This window comes from Pseudomonas sp. PDM26, assembly GCF_019219185.1.
Lineage (GTDB): Bacteria > Pseudomonadota > Gammaproteobacteria > Pseudomonadales > Pseudomonadaceae > Aquipseudomonas.
The window spans coordinates 295,131-316,362 of record NZ_JAHUWC010000006.1 but is presented as its reverse complement, the minus strand read 5'-3'; the positions used below and the strand labels follow the sequence as shown (position 1 = coordinate 316,362).

The window sequence follows — 21,232 nt, the reverse complement described above, 5'->3', positions numbered from 1 at the left end:
ACTCATTTGGTCTGCAACTACTTGTCGGGATTGAGAATTCCTGAGACAACGCGATAGGCTTGCGCGGATTGTCCGAGGTGGCCAGCCATTCAGGAGGAATTGATGTGGATTTCACGAAAGCCTTTATAGAACAACCGCTTGCGAAGCAAATGTCCTAATTTTTGCCTTATCTCGGCATGACCCCGTTCACTGGCACCGCGTCAGACTAGGGCCGCTTTCGCATTTTCTGACGCCTCGGGGTCAATCTCTATGGCCTCAACCTGACAGGTCGGATGCTTAGCGTACGATTTTGTCCGTTTTCTCTTTCGTCCCCAACCCCAAGTCCTATCGGTAATGCCCCTTGTCAGCCCCTTGCCCTTTGGCTTGTGACGGGGTGGAATTTCCCTCGAGTCCCGACGAATCGCGATGGTTGAGGCTGAGAATGTCGGCCTGATTCGCACCAAATCCGTTGCCTGGATACTCCGCCATGTTGGTCATTCCATCACCACCAGAATTTGAGAAATTCATCGGCCGAGGCTCCTGCCTTGGAAGTGGGAAGTGCGTTGGAGTCTCCCCATGCTGTACTCCTGCCTCATTGGCAGGATGCTCGGACACATTGCTAAATCCATCACCGCCAAGGGTGGAAGCGTGCCCCTGTCCTTGGACTGGATAGTAGGTTGGCCCCTCAGGCTGATAGGCACCGGCATCATGTGCAGGATACTCAGGTGCGTGGATTACCCCATGATCTCTAAGGCCTGAAAACTGCTCTTGGCCAAAGCTACCAGTTACATCGTGAGTGCTGCTTTGCACTCGATCAAGATCCGGTCTTTGGACTGAGTTGTGTGGCCCCACACCGGCAGCATTTCCTCCAAATCCAATGCCAGGGTTCCCTTGCTCATTGTTCAGCCCATGGGGCGGTGAAGCGTGAACCGGTTCCTGCCGTGGAATTGAAGAGTTGGATGCCATATCAGCACCAACGTTATCACGCTGATTCAGCGTAAGAATGTCTGCTAGGTGGCCTCCAGACCCATTGTCATTGAGGCCCGCCTCAACAAGTTGCTTATACATGCCTTCGGACAAGTCCTTGTCCATATGGTTGGACGCAGCGTAATTATCCCAACGCTCCTTCGAGTTATCCGTAATGCCACCCACTCTTGCAGTTGCAAAGACGTCAGCTTGGGCATCATTCAGACCAAGTTGTTGCCCTTCTTGTACGTACTCTTCACGAGACGCACGTGTGCCCAAAGCTGCACCGATGCCATTCGACGCAGCGGTAAGGATGCCAAATGAGGACTCACCTCGATCGTTAAGCTCGGATGCCGAGCCCCGGATTCGACCAGCTGCTCTTTCGGCTGCAGGATCCAAGGCCTTCTTCCCATAAACCTCAGCGTCGTTTTGGACAATGGCATCATTCCGGTCATGTCGCTCGCCGATATTTTGATGAGCATCCGAAATGGCGGCTGTCTTCTCCTGATTAAACCGAGAATCAAATGCACCGGTGTCCACCGTGTGACCAGCCTTGTTCGTCGCCGCTTCCAGATTACCAATCGAGGGCGAACGCAAATTCGCGTTTTTGTCATAGTCGACAGTAGCCCCAGTCAAAGCCTCGAAATCATGGTGTTTGGCCAAGGTGTACAACGCTGCAGCTGTATTGGCTCGGTTGGGATCCAGCATCGTTTGACTGAACATCTGCTGGTTTTGCTGAAACTCTTGTCCGTACTTATTCATGGCGTCGCCGACAACGGCGCGGTCTCGGCCCTCGTTTATGACCTTGCCCGTCAACGAGTCCAGCTTCATATCCTCAGAGTACCCATAGGTATTCGCGAGGCCGCTAACCTTCTGATAGGCCATCTGATCGTTGATGGTTTTCTGGGCCGATTGTGAAAGGCTTTCCTGGTCCGCTTTAGACATGCTCGAGCGGTCCGCACTTTGAAAGTTTTTGGCCAAGGTAGTGCCATCTGTTTTTTGAAGCGCGCTTTTCACTGTTTCGCCAAGGCCCGATGACTTAACCGCCGACAACGTATCCGCATAAGCTTGGCCATCTGAACGCGTTGTCTGATCAGTGCTCGATCCTGTTGCACCAGCACTGAGTCCTACTCCTCCGCTGACCCCTGCTTTAACGCCTGCCGGGCCTCCATCAACGCCGGCACCCGCGGTGGCTCCCAGTTTTCCATCGACGCCACTGCTCAGCGCAACACTCGCAATAGCCGCATCGATGTTGTTTGCGCTGTACCCTTGAGATCGAAGCGAATCGTATCTGGCCTGAAACCCGGAGCTTTTATCCAGGCCAAGCGAGGTTTGAAGCGAATGACCTACATCAGCGGCTTCGCCGATCGACTTCGAATTATCGAGCGATCTGCCCATCGTGCTCGTGAACTGCTTAGAAAAGGCCTGAGAGGACCCCTCTGAAGTCGCCTTTGAACTTTGAATCGTTTCACTCAACATGGACCCAACAGAGATGTTGCCACGCTGATTTTCCGACCCATTGATTCGAACGCCTTTGTCGAAGTCGCTTGTGGCGTAGGGCGTTGTCTGCAGTCCTGCCGACGGGGTAATGACATCCGGACTGGCAATCTTCTCGTTTATTTGGTCAGAGCCATTCATACGGCCTGCGATTCCAGATGCAGCAATCGCTGTACCGGATACCAGGAACAAGCATATCGCCGGGATGGAGGAGGCCATTAACCCAGCGACACCGATAGCCTGTTCCAGAGCTGGCCCCATCTGCTTGAGCATCTCGAACGACACCCCAGTACCGCCAACATCAAAAGACGAGGTCTGGAGAATGGCCTCCATGGCACTCGCGGTGGACGAAACCGTGTATAGGTTCACAATCGCCAGGGCCGGCATCCAGAGCATCATCCACGCCAGCAACATCAGGTACTTGCTGATCAACCCAATGCCAAATCCGCCCATCGTAATGAGGAATGCCATCAGCGGCGTAATGGCGTAGATGAGGCCTTCAAAGAAGGTCATGAATGGCCGCACATACTTCGTAAACTGCGTACCTTCGGCAGCCCACTGCGTATTCTGCTGAGCCATGGCCTGTCCCATCATGACACCATACGACCCCTGCAGATCCTCAACCGCTTTCTGACCAGGCGCTTGGAGAAATATGGGATAGAGAACGGACGACATCGTGTAAGCCCGGGCATCGGTCGCTGACATATTCAACGCGTACAGCGAATCACCAATGCGAGAGGTCACGGCATCTGGATCGACAGTCTTTCCTGGGCGCTTAAATCCGGCGGTAGCTATCTCAGACATGACGTTATCAGTAGCTGAGTCCGTCAAGTTAACGAGCGCTGTGTGCGCGTCAGAGCAATTGAGCATTCTGCCCCCAGCTGGACCATCGAATATCTGCGTGTAGTAAACGGTGCTGTTAAACCTTGCTGCCCCCATTGGGTCGTTCGCCCGGTACAGGTCAGCATAATCTTGGAGATCCGTTCCAAGCATCGGCAGCGTACATTCGCGAAAATAATTAGACCATGAGTTAACCAGGTTTTTATTGGCGCCCAGCCCATTGGTAAACGACGGAATTGACATCAAGTTCCCAGTCACGGACCGAACTTTCATCAGGGTTTCAATTGGGTCAGCAAACCCATACCTCGTCATAGCAGGTGTCGAAAATGCCTGTTCAAAGAGGTTTGTAAGATTGTACCCAATGTTAGAAATTATCGAACCGACAACCAATGGGCCAAGCGGCACGTTATCAACCACCGCCACTTCACCGTCATACACGTCCTCAATAACCGCCCGACCAGATGGACCGTACATGGCCATGTACAGTACCAGGCAAATCAAGAGTTTTTGGAATGGGATCGCGGTGTTATTGAAAACTGCTTGAAAACCCAAAATAAGGGCACCGATTAGGAATCCAATACGTGCCAAGGACTCGATATCACCGGTGCCGCAGATCATAGCAACTGAGTTCAAAACCTCTTCGAGGTAAACTGCAGAGCCTACAGAATAGATAGTGAACTCCATCAGTTTGGCCTCACCGCATTAGCGCCCATCGTGGCAATAAAATTAGGTGGCGGCATGATCTGCATGCGAACCTGGTAGTCCCTGACCAAATCATTGTCATTGCCATATTTGGCCAGTAGTGATTGGTGCTCTGCTGTGAGCCGCTCGCGTGATTCAGACAGGAAGTCCTTGCTGGTTTCACCTAACTGGTCAACCATTTTGCCTTTTTTCAGTACATCTGAGGCTACATTGATATACGACTCAGCAAGGGAATAAGCCCCATCAAGAGCAAGCTGCTTAGAGTGCGCGCTAACGAAGCCCTTAGCCATGTACTCGCTGTGCTGGGCAAGACGCTGAATCATGGCTGAGAAGCCGGTTTTTTGAAGTGCCCCGATAATGGCCACCTCTTCAGAGTTAAATGGGCCTGCATTGTTTGCCCACTTATAAACGATACCAGGCGAGCTTGCGTTACCATTGAACTGTTTCAGGATTTTCTCAGCCAAACCATCAAATGATATTTGCTGAGTTCGAATATCCATGCAGGTAGCCTCGTCACTAGAGCAATCGTAAATTGGCACAGTGTCTGCTCTTTTCCCCTCAACTATGTCCTGCAATGTAATTGAAGTAGGCCCAAAGTACTTGGTAGTAGGGACCTTGCCTTTTCCATCATCAGCGGTCTCAAGGGCGGTAATAAGCACGGTTCCTGTAAAGGACATGATCATTTCATCCGTTTGGCGTGACCCATACTGGAAGAATCCTCTTGAGTTATTTTGTGTCATCGCACACCAGACCACGTTGCCAATGTCCTCGCAGGCTCTGGATAATCCGGCGTCACTTTGCTGCTCTTTTGGAGACTTCGAAGTTAGGTTTCCCGACATAATCGAGGAAAAGGCATCACCAACACCGCCTGTCACGTTTATATTTGCCGCTCTCATTGTCTCTTTTGACGTGAAGGAACTGAAAGCATCCGTGACCAGTCCCTGAGCAAGTTGGCATGAGTTAGACATCAAGCTATTAATGTCCTGCATAACCTCCTGTAGGTTTTGAATGACGTTATGGACTGTCGGCCCCATAGCATTCAGCGCCAGTTTAAAGGCATATCCAGAAGCCACGCCGACAGCGTTTGACGCTACCGAACGCAACGATTGAACAAACTGTTGGGCGTTAATGAATGAAAATGAGCCCGCGAACATGTCTATGCCGCCACAGCCAGCCTGGAAGGAGGGCGGTCTGAAGTTAACGACCGGCGAATTGGATATCCTGTTTCTCACTCGCAATGAGCCGCCGGTGATAACACCCCGCGTCGCGGTTTCATATGCCCCTGGTTCTGTACTGTTCGACATCGATTCAAACATGGAATCCAGTTGCGACTGAATTTGAGCATATGCTCCTGACGGAGCTATACCGATAGCCAAAGCCAGGATCATTGATTTACTGTTCAATCGCATCAGGGGTCTCCACGTCAATAGCCTTTCTCGCCAGCTTGGCTTTCATGCTTTGCACGAATCTTTGAGGATCATTGAGAAGCTCCTCATCAATCCCTTCCGAGTCGTCGATCGACAGAAGTCCGTTGTCGAAGAACGGCTGGGTGCTCGCAAATGTTTTATGGTCGATGATCCCAGCGTCCCGGGTGGCCATCAGAATTCGATTGAACAAAACGTCGAGAGTAATGGCGCCGTACCCAACGATTGAGGTGCCTTGTGGCGGCATGGCCAAAGCGAGGGCAGGGGTCTGAAAGATTTCCAGTTTCTTGGCCTGGCCATTGTCTACCCGGTAGTCCGGAAACGCGTTGTTATCCAGAGGCCCGCCATCAAGCGAGACTGGAATGATGTTTATCCCGGTCGAAGTTGTAAGCGATTGCAAGACGTTGGCCTGCTCAGCACACAGCATGCAGTTCGATTTGAAGAAAAAGAAAACCCCAACCTTGTCAGCCAGGCTCCGCAGTACCTTGTCTTTGTTGGCTGTCACTTCGCGGTTCATCGCGTTTGCTGCATACGTCGCGACTGGCCGCCGGCTATCTTCGTCCAGGAAAGGATCTTTCATGATCGCGCGTGACGATGCCTCGGAGAACCGCGATGCCTTGTCCATCATCACGCGCTGCAGGTAGTAATAAGCCTGAACGTTCGCGTCCGTCGGGTTGTCGATGGCTCGATCACGGTACTTCGGCAGGTTCTTCTTGATCCAGGCAACACTGAACACCTCTGGACCTTTTGGGGCTGGAGGGTCAACTTTTTCTTCCGGAGGCGCCGGCTGGGGAGGAGGGGGCGGGGGAGGTGGAGGAGGCAGCTCCTTCTTGGGCTCCTCTTCTTCCTTAGGTGGGTCCTTGTACCAGAACCAGCCTTCGGCCTTGCCCTTGTAATAATTACTGCCGCCGGCGGCAGGCAGGGAAGATTCTTCTGGTCTTTCGTTTGCGCTTACACCGTGTGCAAGTGCAGCAATCACCGCAGCGCCAAAGAGTAGGGTGGGTCGCACGTCAGACCCCCTTATCGAGGAAGCTTGCGACCGACTCAGAACGGTATACCCAAAAACGACCACACTTTTTACGGGCAGGGTATATCGCCTTCACCCAGTCCAGGTGCTGATAGTCGGCTGCACCGATTTTTTTCCGAAAGTAGGTCACTGAATAGTTCAGCTCAGCGGCTACTTGGACAACGGACATGTGATCGCCGTACATACGCATAAGGCGCTGCAGGGTGGACTCGTTCTTTTTTTTGGTGCCAGCTGCAGCAGATGACCGCTGGCCATGTCCTTGCGAGATCTGAAGCATCTCCACTCCATACATTGAAATCTGATATTCCAATGCTAGGGAGTGACACCATCGAAAGGCGGCCAATTGGGCCCAATCTGGGGGGCAGTAATTGCAGCGGGCAAACCGGGCAGCCGGTATTGGATTGCTGTAGGTTCTACGACCATTGTAAAGTCCTAGGACGCAGAGCTCGACAAAGTAAGGAGGTCAGACAAAAGCTTAAGGCTCTGTCCGGCGGTGACGTCAGCGTCGAAGCTAAGGGCCTGGTGGGGCTGAAGGATAAACTGTTGAACAGCCCGCCCCCCTCAAGCTAGTCCAGTTGTGAGGTGTGAGGCTGGGCACAAGGAGCGGATTATCCCGGGCGCTAACTTTCGTCAGAGTGAATGCTGGGCCGAAGCCGAGACCGAGTTCGGATCAAAACCGTTTGGTGAGCCGTACGCCATTGGCGTTTGAGCAAGTAACTCATAGTGTTTTCTTTGGTTACAGTGCCGTGGCGCTTTATCGATCCTCGATGCTGAGATTTTTGTTAGAGCGATGTCGCTCCTCATCCCGACTGTTGTAGTACGTGTCGACCGTGGTAGCCAAGCTTTGGTGGCGCAGGTCAGCCTGGAGATCCTTGTGATCCCGCACCTTGGCGTCAGCTGTTGCCGAGGTATGGCGGAGCCAGTGGAGTGATGCTGAACGGAGGTTCTTGATGTCGTCATCAGGAAAACCTTCCGCACGCATGCGTTCCAGGGAGTAATCGAATACCTCCTGCACCAGGCTACGGATATGGCCCTCTGACAAACCTGCTCGGCCCTTGAGAGATTGCAGGAGCGGCGCGGAATCGCCAGGGTAAGGCGCTGGCGTCAGGTTGAGGAAACGCCTGTAGCGGGCCATCCAGACGTTCATGTACTCGTCTTTGACGCTGATCTTGGCCGACTTGTTGCCTTTACCAATAACATGGAACCACCAGTTTCCGTGATCATCCTTGCGGAAGTCACTCATCATGGGCTTCCAGTTATCGCGCCCAACCATGTCGGACACGCGAAGGTACATTGAATAGATGGTGGCAATGATGAAAAGGGTGCGCTCGCAAACATTTAGTTTGTTCTCAAGACGAGTCAGTTTGGCCTTAAGGGCTTTTTTGCCCGCTTCGTCTAGTTCTTCTATGTTCGCTTTGACTTCTGCTCGGACTGCTTGCAATTCGACTGGTGCGTCATCAGCCATTAATTTGGCTGTCTCTAGTACGAAACTCCACTGAAGCGCTGTCAACGACTTTGCTTTCTCATGTGCCACAACCCGCTGCTTGTACTGTGATTTTTGCTTGATTGCCCGGATTGGATTGGCGTTGTTGGAGAGGCCTTCGTCAGCTGCCCATTGAAAGAAGCTACCGCACACGGCAAAGATCTGTGCGATTGAGTCCTGTTTCATATTATAAGGTTTAACCTCAGGCTCTTTGTTCTGCTCCTGGGCGAGTTTGAGATCAGGTTTTTTGACTGTCAGGAAGAAAGGTCGCCACTGAGTGTTGATTGTGTAGGTGTCAGTGGGTTTGGGAGTGCGTCCGCCAACACGCAGATAGCGAGCCTTAACGACCGGGCCGATCCAATCTATAGGTGGCTTTATGCAAAACTCCATGAAGCGTTCGCCATCCTGACGGGTCATTTCCAATAGTGGCTTCTTGCAAACCAGAAGCGTCCAGAGCAGCAAACGCTCGACGTGTGTTCGATAGGAATTGAAGGTAGCCGAAATGCCTTCATAAGAGCGCAGGAAGCTCCTGACAGCTCGATAGCCATCGATGGCACAGAGATCGCCGGGGAAGGATTCCAGGTAGCTGATGACCACCGGTTGTTCTTGAGAAAGGTTGTTGTGGTTAAGCTCAAGGAATCGGTCATGCGATTCGAACAACGGGATCAGGTTTGCCATGAAGTTGCCATTCGCGGATTTGTGGACACGTCGCTAATCTAGCCGTGTTTAGCGGCAAATGCAAAATACGGTTCTACCCATTATCGAATATTGCACGCGTCTCAGTACGCACTTCCCCATGCGCTGCGCGTAAGATTTTAAGGCTCAATGGGTTTCCGGTAGCGGCTCCACCGGCGGCATTCCATAACACACGATGAAAATGTCTTGGCAACCGAGTTCGCGATACCAGTGCACAACGTCGTCAATCAGTTCGTCCAAGACTCCGATCAGAATATCGTCGTATCCTTTCGCAGCACCGTTCTCGTATCGATAACGCTCATTCGTGAAAACCTCGCGATCTTTATCGATCCAATGCTCATGACGATCAAGCCGAATACGTCGCCTAATCGGCTCAGGTATCGCATAAAACAACGTCAGTAGATCGTGCTTATTAGGCGGTTTGTCCTTTCGATAAGCCGGAATTCTGTCTGCCGTTTTCAAATGCTCATGCGCAACCTTTATTAAGGCGTAGTCCAGTTCATAGGTTTCATCCACCTGGCCAAGTTTGCCATTGGGCTTGGATACGAAGCTTTTTAGGAGGATTTCCATACCGATTGCAGCATTAATCTGCGCAACGTCCAGCATGTCATGGCCACGTCTAAGATACTTTGCAGCCTTCAAATAACGGTAAGCGCTCTCGACCATCCATGGCGTTAGGTGCTGCTGCATTCGGCTTGCTCCAGAGTGATTTTTTCAACCAGAGCTTAACTCGAACAGACCCAGAGCGTTTAGCGGTGAGATGAACAATCCCCTTTCAGCAATATTTTTATGGCCAAAAAGGATAACTTAATAGTCTAGTGGAGTTATTTTTAGAGTTCTAACAGGTCAAGAATTTCCGACCCCAGAATTTGAAGTCCAGTTTCCATACTCGTGAACTCATCAATCCTGCCAATTACGCTGGCGTGACTATTATCGAGCCCATTTTTGACGCCAATCAGTCCAACCGTCAGTGGCAGGCCACGTTCGTCGAAGGACACCTGGCAGCGAATCAGCCGGTAAACCTGACCATCGCGCGAGCACTGAAGATAGGCACCCTCACCGAACCCAGCCTCCCCCAAGATCTGGTACGAGATTCCTTGCATAATATGGGGCCTTGAGACAAGAAAGCTCACGACGTCTTCCCGAGAAAGATTCTTTGCTTGCTCCCATCCCTCTGGATCTACAGACCTCAACAGCGCCAGAAGCTCAGACCTCACCCGCCCCACATACGCCATCACCCTCTCCATCGCGAACTCATTATTCGACTCGCTGATAAACCGTCATGGCAATAAGGCTCTTCCCGTCTGCAGTCGGCCGGGTAGTGATTTGCCAGCCCGACGCAGTCCCAAGATTTCTCACGCCTTTTTGCATTTCACCGTAGCGGCGAATTTTGTCTTTCTCCTGCTTCGCTGTCAGCGGTTTTACCCTGTCCGCCTCCCGAACGATCCGGGCAAGCCTCGAAAAAACGTTGTCGAGCTTGCACTCGCCCTTCGTTTCATCGAGGTACTCCATGACAGCATGGTACGTGAGGTAGATGCGGCCAAATGTCGGGTTTTCAACGGATGGCTGAGGCGGTGGCTCGCCGTCCCACTTCACGCTGATGCCTGGGTGCTCCTCAAGCGCCCACGCCTCCCCTTTCTCGACTGAAATGTTGTCCAGGCCAAGGAGTTGTGTCCGGAGGGCGTATGCGTATTGGTAGAGCTCTTCTTTGGAGCTGGTCACCAGCAGCAGACGCTTTACCGCGCCCCGGGAAACCACCAGCTTCAAGTTGCGCGAGGTTCGATTTGACCCAGCGAGCTCCAGCCAGATCAGGCAGCACCAGGCGCCATACAGCTCGACGAAGTCCAGGGCATTGGGACCGAAGTCTTTTGAGACATGGATATCCACAGTGCGGAAAAAACGATCGTCGCCGTTGAACTTAACCTGGTACAGGCCTGGCGTATCGGTTGCGGAGGTGCTGAGCTTGACCACTTTGAATGTCATTGTTCGGATCTCGATTGCGATGCTTGAAGGCTCGCACGTCTTACTGGAATGCAAGAGGACGATTCTACCCGACTCGTGATCGATCTCATGGCCATAAAAAAAGGGCCAGCTAAATTAGCCGGCCCTTTTAGTTTCTTGCATGCGGTCGCTAGCGACAATCTTTTCGAGAATGTCGGCAGCCTCCATGATGTACGGCCCTTCAAAGATGACGTTGTGTCCATCTTGAAGGGCCTTTGCATGGGTCATGATGTACCGACGCGACGCCGGCACCCGATACCGGCTTACCAACAGCAATCGGTAATCCCCTGCGCTCCCACTAAAACCGCTGGGCGGTGAGAATGGGTCAAGGGCATTGGCACCTGGTGAGGTGACAACACGCACAGGGTCATACAGATAAGATGTGACGTTCATCAAGCCGCCCTCCTCATCTGTGGGAACCCCATGCACCCTAACTGCAGGAGCACATCGTTCCAGTCGACAGACTTTTCACCGTCAAGCAGCGGCAATGAAGGAGTCAGTATCTGAGCTTGGATACCCTTCTCCCATAGACGCTTTTTCAGGTTCATGCCTGCCTCTTCACCGCGGCCGGAACGGTCCTTGTCGATCCAGATCCTGACGCGTTTTGTGCGAGGGCCAGGCTCGAAACCCTCCAACAACGTTGCATTCACCAGTGAGTGAACCTGCACAGCGAAGTTGGTACCGGTTTCAATTGCCCAAGCTGTTTCCAGCCCCTCACAAACATCAATTTCCTCCTTGTCCCAGGCCCCAACGAAAATGCCACCGCCAGTAACCAGCTTGTCGGTAGGGTACATGCACATTTTCTTGGCACTCTCGACAGGCGCTTTCTGCCCCTTGTGGGTTAGAAAGTACCGGTGGAGCGTGATGGGAAGTCCTGCTTTTGTAACTTTCGCGACAATGCCGGGAAAATCACCTTCGAACTCACCATCCTCGTTGTAGCTCGAGAGGTTCGGGTGAAACCGAACCACCCTTTCAACCCCCTCGCGATCCCAACAGAGAATCTTGCGGCTGGCCAAATACAGACGGGCCGGCTCAGCATCTGGGTGCGTGAGCGGAAGACTGCCCTTCCAAAGCTCGTTGAGTCTCTTGCTGTGATAGAGGTTTGAAGCTGCCTCTTTCTCCTCAAGTTCTTTACGACGAGCTGCGAGAGCCTGCTCGTTGGCCCGGTTTACCTTCTCCTGCAGATTCTCATCTTCAGTCGAGCGGATCCCCAGGTAGTCACCAACGTCGGCCACAGCATCGGCAAATCCGTAGTTCTTCACCCACATCAGCAAGCTGAAACCATCGGGGTACGTTCCACAGGTGTTGCACATACCGCCGCCTGAGTCTTGAAAGTCCTTACGGAAGAACTTAAAGCCATCGCCGCCACGACCAGCCACCCCATGAACAGGGCACTTGGTGTGTCGACCAGGCTTATCAAACGCTCTGGAATCGATCTCTGGGCACAAGGCCTTCAAGATCAAATCCCAGCCTGTAAGCTTCGCCGCCTTACGTACAACGTCGGCTTTCAAATTTCTCATAGTGCACCTCCAGGTAAGCCCAACTCGGGACTTCCCCAAGCCACCGAAACGGGAGCTTGGGGAAGCCCCGAGCCGGGGGAATAGGACACCTGAAGGAACTCCGCCCCTTGGGGGGACGAAGCCCCCCAAGGGATGATTAAGCTGCTAACCGCAACCGCGGTTTCATCAGCTTTAGGTAGGTATCGCGCGCTTCAGCAATTGCTTCGCGCACAACGTCACGTGTGTCTATACAGAGACCCTTGATCGAGGAATCACGACTGAACCCGTCGCTATCAACCTCAGCCAGTTCGGCGATATCGTCGCCGGCATCATCAAGCATGGTGACCTTGACTTTGAGGCTGAAACATTCGATCTCCCCATCCATGATTTGCTGGATGGTTTGGTCGAGGTACACGAGCTCTTCTTCGGTTTCAAAGACATCGAAGTCATCCGGGCACTTGAAAACATCAACCCGGAAGTTGGCAGTTTTGAAGGTGCGCAGCTTTTTCTGTTCGAAGACGTACGCATCGAGGAGCTTGTACCCTCGGTGCGCAAGCTCCGCACCGGTGGTGACAACATCATCGGCAAGCGCAGTCACCAGTCGATGAAGTGCAACTTTTTGAGCTGGTCCACCTAGCTCATCAGCTGGAGTGAGCTCTACGTAAACTGGATCGATGCTCAGGGAGGTCGACCGCTCATGTACGTAGCCCATTCCAGAGTCCCGGGTAATCTCCAGCTTTTCGGGTAGCACCAGGCCATCCCAAACAGCCAAAGAAACATCCGGCACAAGTCGCGAAGCAAGCCGCTTCACATCCAGCTCACCAGTGAAACTGGCACCATCTCCCTGACAAGAGCTCAGCGAAAAACGGACCTCATCGGCGGGGTAGCCGTTTAACACTAGGTGGCGCTGCATCAGGGTTGTGATTGCGTCGTTAGTAGACATAAATGGACTCCGGTAATTGGAGCCCACCACCCCTATTGGGGCATGTAGGCCCCGATAGGGTTAGGTGAATCAGTGGGTTTGCTTCGTTCGAATTCGAGTGAGGAAGACATCCCAAGCCAGATGGCCATGGGAAACCACCTTCCCATCATCCACCAGCACGCGGCGCTTGCCGGTGAAGCCGGTATCGATGGCGAAAGCAGTCTTGTCCCGAGCATTCGGATAACGATCGAGCAGACCACGCAGCGCTGAATAGTGCCGAAGTGCAAAGGCACGGCGAACAACGTTCGCAATACCTCCACAGCGAGACACGGCCTCAGCCTCGACGCCTCGCGTCAACGCTTCAGCCTCACCGGTGGTGAGGGTCATCGTTTCACGGAGTAGCGCAACCAGACGGGGGTAGTACTTCATTTCTTGGTCCCATCCTTCTGCTTGACCGACAAACCGCAAATGTTGCTCATCATGCTGACAAAGCTTTCATCGCTGAGAGCCTCTTGAAAGTGAGCAACCCGATTTTGAACATAGGGCTTTACTGGCGTTGGGGTGGGCTTCTGTGCATCACTCATACACGTGGCTCCGTCTTCACAACCAGGTCAACCACCGCCAAAAACGACGGACAACCGCCGAAAAATGTTGACGCACCAATCGGCTTTGCAGGCGGATAAATCATAGATGTACCTCCAGAATGGAGGTGAGGTAACCGCCCCGACTGGGGAAGGACCCCACCAGGATGGTTGGAAACAATGGTGTTGCGACAGACTTAGACCCAAAGGCCGGCAGACGCCAGTCACAGGGCCGCGTGAATCAAATAACGTCGAAAACGAAGTCGACGATAATGATCACAAGGTTCAGTAAGTCAGACATGTTGCACCTCAATTTTAGGTATTAGTGCAAGGTCTCCCCTACAGGGAGAAACCCCTGCAGGGTGGAAGAGCCAGAATGGCCAAAGTTGATGCTGCTTTAGGGACGCGCAGCTAACGCCATCTCCGATCGCAACAGTGCGATGGGAAGAATCTTTGCTTGGGAAAACTGGAGCTTTCCGAAACAACCCTAGAGGTCGGTCGGTGGCCTGGTGGCCGAGAGGATGCTGGTAACAGCTGGTTGAAATATAGCACCCGGCATTTTGAGATGGAAGCAGGGAGGAATCCCCCCTGCTCCAATCACCTACGCACGTTTCTGAACCATCTCGTCTTTCATCGCCCGAAGCAAGTCCAGGTGATACGAGCGAAGCTCTGAAGCAGCAATCGTCGAGCATTCCGCCGAAATTTCGTGAACCAACTGAATGAACTCACGAAGATGCGCCGTGGTGGTAATCCCGCGCTCACAGTAGCTGGCATCAAGCTCTTGCTGAGTAACGTCAACAAGAGATGCCAGGTAGAGAGGACGGTCCTTCCTATCCAGTAGTAGAACTTCCGTAACCCCGTCATGACCCCCTTCAGGAAAGAGAGCCGCTTTTCGGCGTTCGATGATCTCGTTGAAATGCGAGAGAACGAGCGCTGGGTTATTGGATATCTGAGTGACCGGAAAATTGTTCATGAAGCCTCCAACAAGAAAGTCGAGGCCTCTCCCCTATCGGGAATCGGACCCGACGGGGTTTGCTGCTTACGCAGCGTTACGCCACATCTGTGGCAAGTAGGATCACCAGGATGCTTCGACTGAGTCCATCATAATTTGCAGTCGCAACAACGGTAGCTTCATAAGCCACGCCCTGGATTCAGTAGTGAAATTTGCCAGCAAATTCACCAGTCGACCGTGCTCCTCGAGCTCAGCGTACGTGGCGACCTTTGCCAGGCGCATCCTGCATTTAATTGAACGGAACTCGTCGCGCTCAATCGTCGTCAATAACGTCGCCTCGTCACATTCAATGCCGTTCGAGCGCATGCGCTCCATACGGAAAGGAAGAGACTGAGCGACCTTATCGAACCCAGCTGCGACGAGCTGTTGTGAAATTTTCATGTTGCCTCCGGTGATTAGAGACAACATTCCCGTCGGGAGCGATTGTCCCAATGGGTTGAATGGCGAGTGCCAAGGTGATGCTGCATAGAGTTGCAGCTGACTATCGTCCTGGAAACGCATTGTTCGCAGGTGGATTCGGTTGAGAGACGCGCCTCGCTAGAGGAGGTTCTCCAAACCGAACACCCTCCCTTGACCGGGAGAGTTTCGGAAGTGCCCCTCTTTCGAGGGGCGAGGACAGCCGTTAAAGACCTTTATTCGCTTGGTTCCTGACTTCCTTAATCGCCCCAACGAGAGGGGCGAAGTAGATCGCCGGCGCAGCTTTCGCTGCGAGAACGAACTCAGCTTTGAAACCTTTGATGAAACCTACAAGGTGTTTGCGAATCATGGTCAGCTCCTCGCGTTACATGAATTCAGCATATACCTTGATCGATCTCCATTCAAAGCGATTTAGGCCGCTTTTGGTGTCCCACCATCGGCATCACGAGACTGCAGCTTTCGCCACTGACTGATGACACCAGAAATCGCCCCACGAACGGGAGCAAAATAGATGGCGGGGGCCTGCTGAGCTGCCTTCACAAACTCAGATAAGCAGTGCTCAACCAGGGTACTTTTATTACCGCTATTAATGGCCATTTTGTCTCATCTCCTTGACTGCAGCCCAGGACGTAAAGCCCAGGAACGACAGAAAGGTAAGCGCATCGACCACCAGGATCGCGTGCTCAAGGAACGTCAGAACGCTAAGCGTGAACTCAGCGACGTGGTACTCACGAAGCTTGTGGACAAGCCATCCGAGAAATACGGAAGGCGTGGCAATTATTATGAAAATGCCGGAACCCACAACCGTGTGAGCCAGGAAATGCACCAACGGCGCATACCAGGGTTTTTGATGCGGAGAGCTTTTTTGGTTCTCCATGAGGGACACTCCTTTTGTGTGCGGGAGGCCCTACCCCGCAGGGATAGAGGCTCCCCGCGGTTGGTGGATTGCTGAAATTAAGGGATCAGCTGCACCTTTACTGCTGAGTCCAAAGAACTCAGCCGAAGCCATTCAACGCAGGTATGGAATCAGCCACCCAGGGCAAAGCCCCGAGTGGTGATTTGGCCCTCACCGCAAAGTGAGGGGCCGTGTCCACCAACTGATGCTGGATGGACCTACATGGAACAGGAAGGCTACCGATCTTGCTTCGTTACATCGCCGGTTATTTTATCCGTAGTGGTACTTAGCAAATCCCATAACGCTACAGCGGGTGCCCAAAAGCCTTGAAGGGTTTCTTGTACACCGCGCTTGAAGCCACGAATGAAGGCATTCATAGCCTATCTCCAATAGTTTTTCCTGTTTGCATAAGGGCATGCCCCAGGCCGCCCCGTTAGTAACGGTTCAGGCCAGAAGAGCCTTGCAGGCGTGGTAGGTCGAATAGATCGTCCACCATCCCAGGAACACGCAGTCGCTGTACAAGATCACATGCTCCAAGAGTTTCAGAACAGGGACCAGGTCCTTACCGACTTCGAAGCCCCCCACCCAACTGGTAAGCGTCGAGATCAAAAGGCTCGCGATCACGAGCAGGGAAAAGAAAATGACTCCCATGACCAAATGGCCAAGGAACTCACCAATGATGCCAAGATTTTTTTTCATAGGTTTAACTCCGGGTTGAGACGGAGCTAACCCCCGACAGGGAGCTAAACCCCGCCGGTTTGGTTTTATTGCTGCAGAAGCGCAGCTACTTTCAAATCGAACCAACATTGGTTCGAATGAAACCGCTTGAGCAATGCTCTTGCCGAAGCGGTCTCTACACCGCCCCGGGAACTCCCCAGGGCGGTGCGAGACGAATTAGGCAGCCAGCCGGTAGGTACCAGGGGCAACGCGTTCAAAAAAGCGCGCGTCCTGAACCACCTGACGAACTTTTGCCTCCCAGTGCTGATTTGAACGTGTACCTGCGTACGGCTCGATCAACTGGTTAATCTCTTTGAGGTGCAGGACCTTGCCACCTTGAAGGATGCGACGAATCGCGGCCCGCCAAGTAGTCCCAACCCATGACGCAGCACGTTTGTCGACCTGTGTTAGAAAGTACAGAGAGTCCTTGTTCTTCTTGAAGACCAAAAGCTTCTCGTGGGCGATCCTGACGATGTTGCCTCGGTACTCCCGACGATCAGAAACGCAGTTGTGCTGAATCTTGATAATTTCATCAACAAGCCGACCCGGTGCGACGCGTTCGACGAGCGATGACAAATTAAGGTACTGACCTTGGCGACGGAGATTGCCCATGAGAATCCCGTAGTGCCCGTTTTTCTCGACGGCGTCATGAATGTTCATGATGGAGAGCTCAAGAGCCTCCGTGAACTCGGCCAGGGCCATTCGACTCATGTCCCACTTGTTTGGCTCACCCCAGACCTCTCCGCTGTAAACCAGCATCGACGCATAGGGTGCGTGCCACCAACAGGAGTGGGCCTCCTCTCCAAGAAAGGTCCGCATGTCGTCCAGCAACAGGTTGGTGCCCTGGTGCAGATCGGTTCCCTTGAACCGGAGACCGAGCTCGTTGGCGACATCAACAGACGTCCCGCCGCCGATACTAGGGTCAAACGCAAGACCATCCTTTCGGGTGTGATACGTCCCGAAGAAGTCCCTTACGATCGCGCCTGTACAGTTACCACGGTAGCGACTATCCCCCCAATGACCACGGTCCGGATAGCTAACAACTGAGGATTTAAATTTCATGGCGCATCTCCGTAGTGGGACACACCACAACCCAACCGGGATGTGATGCGCCCGATGGGAAGGATTTAGATCTGACCGTTGTCGCACATGCTGTAGCAGTGCTTACCAACGATAATGTGATCAATGAGCTCCACCTCCACAAGCATCAAAGCCTGCTTCAGCGATGCCGTCATTGAGATGTCATCAGGCGATGGGTTGCAATCACCACTTGGGTGGTTGTGCGCCAAAATGACTTTGGGTGCATTGTGCAGGAGCGCCCGCTTGGCAACCACGCCAGGATGGACACCAACCTTCTGATGGCCGCCGGCGAAGAGTTCTTCAAATGCGATGAGTCGATGCTGGGCGTCCAGATAGGCGACGCCGAACACTTCCCGGTCCTTCTCACCCAACTTGAACTTGAAGAAATGCCGTGCGCGGTCCGGACTGTCAAAACGAACCCCTTTAGCAAAGCGCTTGTCGATGATCCCCTTCGCAGCTTCGATGATTTCATCGGCCGTGACGGTGTCTCCGAGCAACTGAAAAACATTAGGGTTGTCGACCGATTCGATAAACATTGTCGAGCCTCCAGCAACGAAAAGAGGCTCCCCCCATCAGGGGATCGCCCCCAATGGGTTAATAGTTTGTTAGAGGTCCGCAAAAGCCAAAAGGCTCAGGCGGTAATCCCAATTTTAAGATCAGCCAGTACAGGCCCCAGATCCGTGGGTGAAACATCGAAGCGCGTTAGCCACATTTCAGTATTTGCCAGCGTCACACAGTTGCTTTCATCAGGATCCCAATCCCCAGATTTGTCATCCTCGAGATAGAGCACCCGGACTACCTGGTTACTCTCAACGAGGACTTCGTCATTGGTTGTGCGGCGCACAACAACCGTGGGAACAGGCGTCAAATCAGTAGGCGATACAAACAGCGCCCATCCCTGCTCCTGAAGCGTGACAACGCTCGAGTGAGTGCCCGGGATCGAGTCCAAATCACCAGTGCCAATGCTGTACTTCTGCGACAGGAAGAGGCCTACGCTTGATTTGAGGAACTGCGAAAAAGCTTCCTTCAGATCAGCCGCATCAACCTTCAAAGTCACATTGATTTCGTCGGCCATAAAAGCGCAGTCGTAAGAGATATTTTGCATAGCGAACTCCAGTTAAGAGCGAGGCCATGCCCCGGCAGGGGCATGAAGCCCCGTTAGGGATTTTAATTGCTGGTAAACCACCAACTGGGCATCTCACCACCTGACATCAGGGGGCGAAGAATCAATTGCTTTCGCAAAACTAGCTTGGGAAAGCAGTCGAGAAGCGGGAGGGAATCAAAAAGAGGTGCTGAAGAGTCAGCTGAATCGCGGAACATCTGGTTTAAATGCACCGTGAATATACGACAAATTTTCCCTACCTGGTAGAGCGATAGCTTTGACCGCCCCAGGTTCGGGACGGTCAAAGCGCCGCAGGTTTATGCAGCCAGATAGCGGTCGGGGCTGAAGACTTTGGCATGCCGCTCGTAGTACTCGAGCAGGTCATTAAACCTCTCCGTCCTCTCCCTGACACTGACAAAGTGCGCGGTCATCATGGGCGCCTCATTCCGCAGAAGCTCCAGTGTATTTCCGTCATCGAGCTCCCACAGAAATATCGTACTTTCAGAGGTCTTTGCAGTCCCCTTTCGCACGATTTTACGACTCCCTATCATCCTCGCAGCCTGGCAAATTACACTCATCACATGGCACCTCCGATCGAGGCGAACATGTGCCCCAGACGGGGTACCTGCCCGCCAGGGTTGATAATAATTACATCGTTGTCAGTCCCAGCGAGGCCTTAGCGCCCCCTTAGTACCGAACACCCCCAGGAGGCATGTCGCCGACCTGAGGAATGTTTTGACAATTGGCGTCCTACAACATCGCCAACTGGGTCTGCTGCCCACTGATGTACTTCGGTGGAAGATGGGTAGAGGAGTCGATTCCCATATGGCAAACAGGACCGACACCGCACACTCCGCCTCCACAGACTTGCATGCAGTAGCTGTCGATCCCCTCTTCCTGAAGAGCAACGTAATCAGGATTGATTACCTGGTTAGTCAAGGCCATACCCAGCGCCCAACCAACCGCCTGAAAGACGGGATACACAACCGACTGCCCGAGGACCTCATGGGCGATCGTTTCTGATAGCCCATCCACCATACTTGGCGGGATCCCTTTCAAACGGGCGTGCTCGGTAGCGGTGAACAACCTACTGAGCTCTGACTTTGTAGGGTCAGGGTGCAGCAGAAAGGGCTCCGTGCTTCGTCCTTTGAAATAGCCACGACCGAGAGTCCCAACCGACGTACTGTCTGCTGTGACCAACTGACGTTTGAAACCCTTGCCAGCCGCAATATCGCGCTCCTCCTTAGCCACGAGATACTCGTAGCTTTTCCAGCGTGAGCTGTCGAGAGGGATTTCGTCGAGAATATCCCCGACTCTAACCGGCTTAACGTCAGTGGGCGTCGGAAAGGTGAAACCCTCTCCCAAGCCCTTTGTGATCGCAACCACCACCATCCGCTTCCGGTCCTCTAGCACACCGAAAGCCGCCCCATTGACCACCGTCTCATGCAAAACGTAGCCCAACGACGTCATCACACTGCGAATCACCGTCATCGATACCGAGTCCAAATATTCAGGAACGTTTTCGATGACACAGATCGCAGGGTTAGAGGCTTTCACGAAGTCCAGGAAGTCGATGAACAAGGTACCTGCCGAGGAGTGTTCCTCCGCATTCTGTATCTTGTTCTTCACCCGGCCTGAACGGCTCGCGCCTGTGCATGGGATCCCGGCTGTCAGGACGTCTAATTGCGGAATATCGCCCGCCAACGTGAGGTCACGAATGTCGGTGTTGATCGCGATTGACTCTTCGGTCCAAAGCTCTGGATTGTTGCGCAGTGAAGCATCCAGATAGTTTGAATCGAGCTCGACGCCGACTTGAATGAAGGACGCAACACCCGCAACCAAAAGGCCCGAATGCAGCGCTTTATCGATGATACCGCTCCCGTGATAGAGCGAACCCTTTGCCAGCGCCACCTTTTCGGTGAGCTTGCGTTTTATCCGTTCAACACGCTCCTTGATCTTGAGATCCACCTGCAGAGCAGTGACGACAATGCGACCACTGCGAATTGCAACACGAACCTTTTCGCAGCCTTCAAAGAACGTCTTGAGTAAGTCGGTGCGCACCTCCAACAGAGGAGTAACCACACCGTTGCGTTCACGCTTAGAAACAGTGAAGGAACCCGCTTCCAGCGTCTCGCCAGAGACAGGTACCAACTCGAGCCGTTTGGATGTTTCATTGCTTCGCAGCAGGTACTTAGCTCCAACCTTTACGCCGGCATGAACGAGCTTCTGGCCCTCGAGCCACAGTCGCGCAACGCCGCCCTTTGCTTCGCCAATTGTTGTGTTGATTACTGTAGTCATGGTGGAACTCCAAGTGATTGGAAGCACCACCCCCACTGGGAATGAATGCCCCCAGGTGGGTTTTTGGTTTATGTGCTGGTGACCACCAGCTGGG

The 21,232-nt window shown here is 53.0% G+C and carries 23 protein-coding genes; all 23 read right to left on the bottom strand.

Going from position 1 to position 21,232, the window contains the following annotated elements:
• Positions 1 to 324 precede the first annotated feature (324 nt).
• Positions 325 to 3,966, bottom strand: a complete 3,642-nt coding sequence (locus KW849_RS14795; protein ID WP_218430049.1) for a conjugal transfer protein TraG N-terminal domain-containing protein — start codon at positions 3,964 to 3,966, stop codon at positions 325 to 327.
• On the bottom strand, positions 3,966 to 5,393 hold the full coding sequence (locus tag KW849_RS14790; protein ID WP_218430048.1) for a conjugal transfer protein TraH: 1,428 nt from the start codon (positions 5,391 to 5,393) through the stop codon (positions 3,966 to 3,968). The genes KW849_RS14795 and KW849_RS14790 overlap by 1 nt, the downstream gene beginning before the upstream one ends.
• On the bottom strand, positions 5,377 to 6,417 hold the full coding sequence (gene traF, locus KW849_RS14785; protein ID WP_371319142.1) for a conjugal transfer protein TraF: 1,041 nt from the start codon (positions 6,415 to 6,417) through the stop codon (positions 5,377 to 5,379). Before traF ends, KW849_RS14790 begins: the two co-directional genes overlap by 17 nt.
• Position 6,418: 1 nt before the next feature.
• Positions 6,419 to 6,712, bottom strand: a complete 294-nt coding sequence (locus tag KW849_RS14780) for a hypothetical protein (RefSeq protein WP_218430047.1) — start codon at positions 6,710 to 6,712, stop codon at positions 6,419 to 6,421.
• Between the two features lie 477 nt (positions 6,713 to 7,189).
• Complete coding sequence (locus tag KW849_RS14775; RefSeq protein WP_218430046.1) at positions 7,190 to 8,596, bottom strand: site-specific integrase; 1,407 nt, start codon at positions 8,594 to 8,596, stop codon at positions 7,190 to 7,192.
• A gap of 144 nt (positions 8,597 to 8,740) precedes the next feature.
• Entirely contained in the window at positions 8,741 to 9,304 is a 564-nt protein-coding gene (locus KW849_RS14770) for a hypothetical protein (protein ID WP_218430045.1), read from the bottom strand.
• A gap of 140 nt (positions 9,305 to 9,444) precedes the next feature.
• The gene (locus KW849_RS14765; protein WP_218430044.1) at positions 9,445 to 9,747 is read right to left on the bottom strand and encodes a hypothetical protein; all 303 of its coding nucleotides are present in this window, start codon (positions 9,745 to 9,747) and stop codon (positions 9,445 to 9,447) included.
• 124 nt (positions 9,748 to 9,871) lie between these two features.
• Positions 9,872 to 10,597: a hypothetical protein gene (locus KW849_RS14760; RefSeq protein ID WP_218430043.1), complete on the bottom strand. Its 726-nt coding sequence runs from the start codon at positions 10,595 to 10,597 to the stop codon at positions 9,872 to 9,874.
• Positions 10,598 to 10,711: 114 nt separating this feature from the next.
• Entirely contained in the window at positions 10,712 to 11,008 is a 297-nt protein-coding gene (locus KW849_RS14755; RefSeq protein WP_218430042.1) for a hypothetical protein, read from the bottom strand.
• Complete coding sequence (locus KW849_RS14750; RefSeq protein WP_218430041.1) at positions 11,008 to 12,135, bottom strand: toprim domain-containing protein; 1,128 nt, start codon at positions 12,133 to 12,135, stop codon at positions 11,008 to 11,010. The genes KW849_RS14755 and KW849_RS14750 overlap by 1 nt, the downstream gene beginning before the upstream one ends.
• 136 nt (positions 12,136 to 12,271) lie before the next feature.
• A complete protein-coding gene (locus KW849_RS14745; protein ID WP_218430040.1) occupies positions 12,272 to 13,057 on the bottom strand; it encodes a hypothetical protein in 786 nt (261 codons plus the stop codon).
• A 69-nt stretch (positions 13,058 to 13,126) separates the two neighbouring features.
• The gene (locus tag KW849_RS14740) at positions 13,127 to 13,465 is read right to left on the bottom strand and encodes a hypothetical protein (RefSeq protein ID WP_256357229.1); all 339 of its coding nucleotides are present in this window, start codon (positions 13,463 to 13,465) and stop codon (positions 13,127 to 13,129) included.
• Positions 13,462 to 13,620, bottom strand: coding sequence for a hypothetical protein (locus KW849_RS14735; RefSeq protein ID WP_218430039.1), 159 nt, complete (start codon positions 13,618 to 13,620; stop codon positions 13,462 to 13,464). The genes KW849_RS14740 and KW849_RS14735 overlap by 4 nt, the downstream gene beginning before the upstream one ends.
• A gap of 598 nt (positions 13,621 to 14,218) precedes the next feature.
• Positions 14,219 to 14,590 carry a hypothetical protein gene (locus KW849_RS14730; RefSeq protein WP_218430038.1) on the bottom strand — a complete coding sequence of 124 codons (372 nt, stop codon included), beginning with the start codon at positions 14,588 to 14,590 and terminating at the stop codon, positions 14,219 to 14,221.
• Between the two features lie 102 nt (positions 14,591 to 14,692).
• The gene (locus KW849_RS14725; RefSeq protein WP_218430037.1) at positions 14,693 to 15,010 is read right to left on the bottom strand and encodes a hypothetical protein; all 318 of its coding nucleotides are present in this window, start codon (positions 15,008 to 15,010) and stop codon (positions 14,693 to 14,695) included.
• Positions 15,011 to 15,251: 241 nt separating this feature from the next.
• Entirely contained in the window at positions 15,252 to 15,395 is a 144-nt protein-coding gene (locus tag KW849_RS14720; RefSeq protein ID WP_218430036.1) for a hypothetical protein, read from the bottom strand.
• 62 nt (positions 15,396 to 15,457) lie between these two features.
• Positions 15,458 to 15,643, bottom strand: coding sequence for a hypothetical protein (locus tag KW849_RS14715; protein ID WP_218430035.1), 186 nt, complete (start codon positions 15,641 to 15,643; stop codon positions 15,458 to 15,460).
• Positions 15,633 to 15,923 (bottom strand): hypothetical protein, encoded by a 291-nt coding sequence (locus KW849_RS14710; protein WP_050682300.1) that lies wholly within the window; start codon positions 15,921 to 15,923, stop codon positions 15,633 to 15,635. Before KW849_RS14710 ends, KW849_RS14715 begins: the two co-directional genes overlap by 11 nt.
• 462 nt (positions 15,924 to 16,385) lie before the next feature.
• On the bottom strand, positions 16,386 to 16,640 hold the full coding sequence (locus tag KW849_RS14705) for a hypothetical protein (RefSeq protein WP_218430034.1): 255 nt from the start codon (positions 16,638 to 16,640) through the stop codon (positions 16,386 to 16,388).
• Positions 16,641 to 16,835: 195 nt separating this feature from the next.
• A complete protein-coding gene (locus tag KW849_RS14700) occupies positions 16,836 to 17,720 on the bottom strand; it encodes a DNA adenine modification methylase (protein WP_218430033.1) in 885 nt (294 codons plus the stop codon).
• Between the two features lie 65 nt (positions 17,721 to 17,785).
• The gene (locus KW849_RS14695) at positions 17,786 to 18,274 is read right to left on the bottom strand and encodes a RadC family protein (RefSeq protein ID WP_218430032.1); all 489 of its coding nucleotides are present in this window, start codon (positions 18,272 to 18,274) and stop codon (positions 17,786 to 17,788) included.
• A 95-nt stretch (positions 18,275 to 18,369) separates the two neighbouring features.
• Positions 18,370 to 18,843, bottom strand: coding sequence for a hypothetical protein (locus KW849_RS14690; RefSeq protein WP_218430031.1), 474 nt, complete (start codon positions 18,841 to 18,843; stop codon positions 18,370 to 18,372).
• A gap of 747 nt (positions 18,844 to 19,590) precedes the next feature.
• Positions 19,591 to 21,138, bottom strand: coding sequence for a DNA cytosine methyltransferase (locus tag KW849_RS14685; RefSeq protein ID WP_218430030.1), 1,548 nt, complete (start codon positions 21,136 to 21,138; stop codon positions 19,591 to 19,593).
• Positions 21,139 to 21,232: the final 94 nt, after the last annotated feature.

Coding starts and splice junctions, on each gene's coding strand:
- KW849_RS14795 (WP_218430049.1), bottom strand. CDS start 3,966: ATGGAGTTCACTATCTATTCTGTAGGCTCTGCAGTTTACCTCGAAGAG.
- KW849_RS14790 (WP_218430048.1), bottom strand. CDS start 5,393: ATGCGATTGAACAGTAAATCAATGATCCTGGCTTTGGCTATCGGTATA.
- KW849_RS14780 (WP_218430047.1), bottom strand. CDS start 6,712: ATGCTTCAGATCTCGCAAGGACATGGCCAGCGGTCATCTGCTGCAGCT.
- KW849_RS14775 (WP_218430046.1), bottom strand. CDS start 8,596: ATGGCAAACCTGATCCCGTTGTTCGAATCGCATGACCGATTCCTTGAG.
- KW849_RS14770 (WP_218430045.1), bottom strand. CDS start 9,304: ATGCAGCAGCACCTAACGCCATGGATGGTCGAGAGCGCTTACCGTTAT.
- KW849_RS14760 (WP_218430043.1), bottom strand. CDS start 10,597: ATGACATTCAAAGTGGTCAAGCTCAGCACCTCCGCAACCGATACGCCA.
- KW849_RS14755 (WP_218430042.1), bottom strand. CDS start 11,008: ATGAACGTCACATCTTATCTGTATGACCCTGTGCGTGTTGTCACCTCA.
- KW849_RS14750 (WP_218430041.1), bottom strand. CDS start 12,135: ATGAGAAATTTGAAAGCCGACGTTGTACGTAAGGCGGCGAAGCTTACA.
- KW849_RS14745 (WP_218430040.1), bottom strand. CDS start 13,057: ATGTCTACTAACGACGCAATCACAACCCTGATGCAGCGCCACCTAGTG.
- KW849_RS14740 (WP_256357229.1), bottom strand. CDS start 13,465: ATGAAGTACTACCCCCGTCTGGTTGCGCTACTCCGTGAAACGATGACC.
- KW849_RS14735 (WP_218430039.1), bottom strand. CDS start 13,620: ATGAGTGATGCACAGAAGCCCACCCCAACGCCAGTAAAGCCCTATGTT.
- KW849_RS14730 (WP_218430038.1), bottom strand. CDS start 14,590: ATGAACAATTTTCCGGTCACTCAGATATCCAATAACCCAGCGCTCGTT.
- KW849_RS14725 (WP_218430037.1), bottom strand. CDS start 15,010: ATGAAAATTTCACAACAGCTCGTCGCAGCTGGGTTCGATAAGGTCGCT.
- KW849_RS14720 (WP_218430036.1), bottom strand. CDS start 15,395: ATGATTCGCAAACACCTTGTAGGTTTCATCAAAGGTTTCAAAGCTGAG.
- KW849_RS14715 (WP_218430035.1), bottom strand. CDS start 15,643: ATGGCCATTAATAGCGGTAATAAAAGTACCCTGGTTGAGCACTGCTTA.
- KW849_RS14710 (WP_050682300.1), bottom strand. CDS start 15,923: ATGGAGAACCAAAAAAGCTCTCCGCATCAAAAACCCTGGTATGCGCCG.
- KW849_RS14705 (WP_218430034.1), bottom strand. CDS start 16,640: ATGAAAAAAAATCTTGGCATCATTGGTGAGTTCCTTGGCCATTTGGTC.
- KW849_RS14700 (WP_218430033.1), bottom strand. CDS start 17,720: ATGAAATTTAAATCCTCAGTTGTTAGCTATCCGGACCGTGGTCATTGG.
- KW849_RS14695 (WP_218430032.1), bottom strand. CDS start 18,274: ATGTTTATCGAATCGGTCGACAACCCTAATGTTTTTCAGTTGCTCGGA.
- KW849_RS14690 (WP_218430031.1), bottom strand. CDS start 18,843: ATGCAAAATATCTCTTACGACTGCGCTTTTATGGCCGACGAAATCAAT.
- KW849_RS14685 (WP_218430030.1), bottom strand. CDS start 21,138: ATGACTACAGTAATCAACACAACAATTGGCGAAGCAAAGGGCGGCGTT.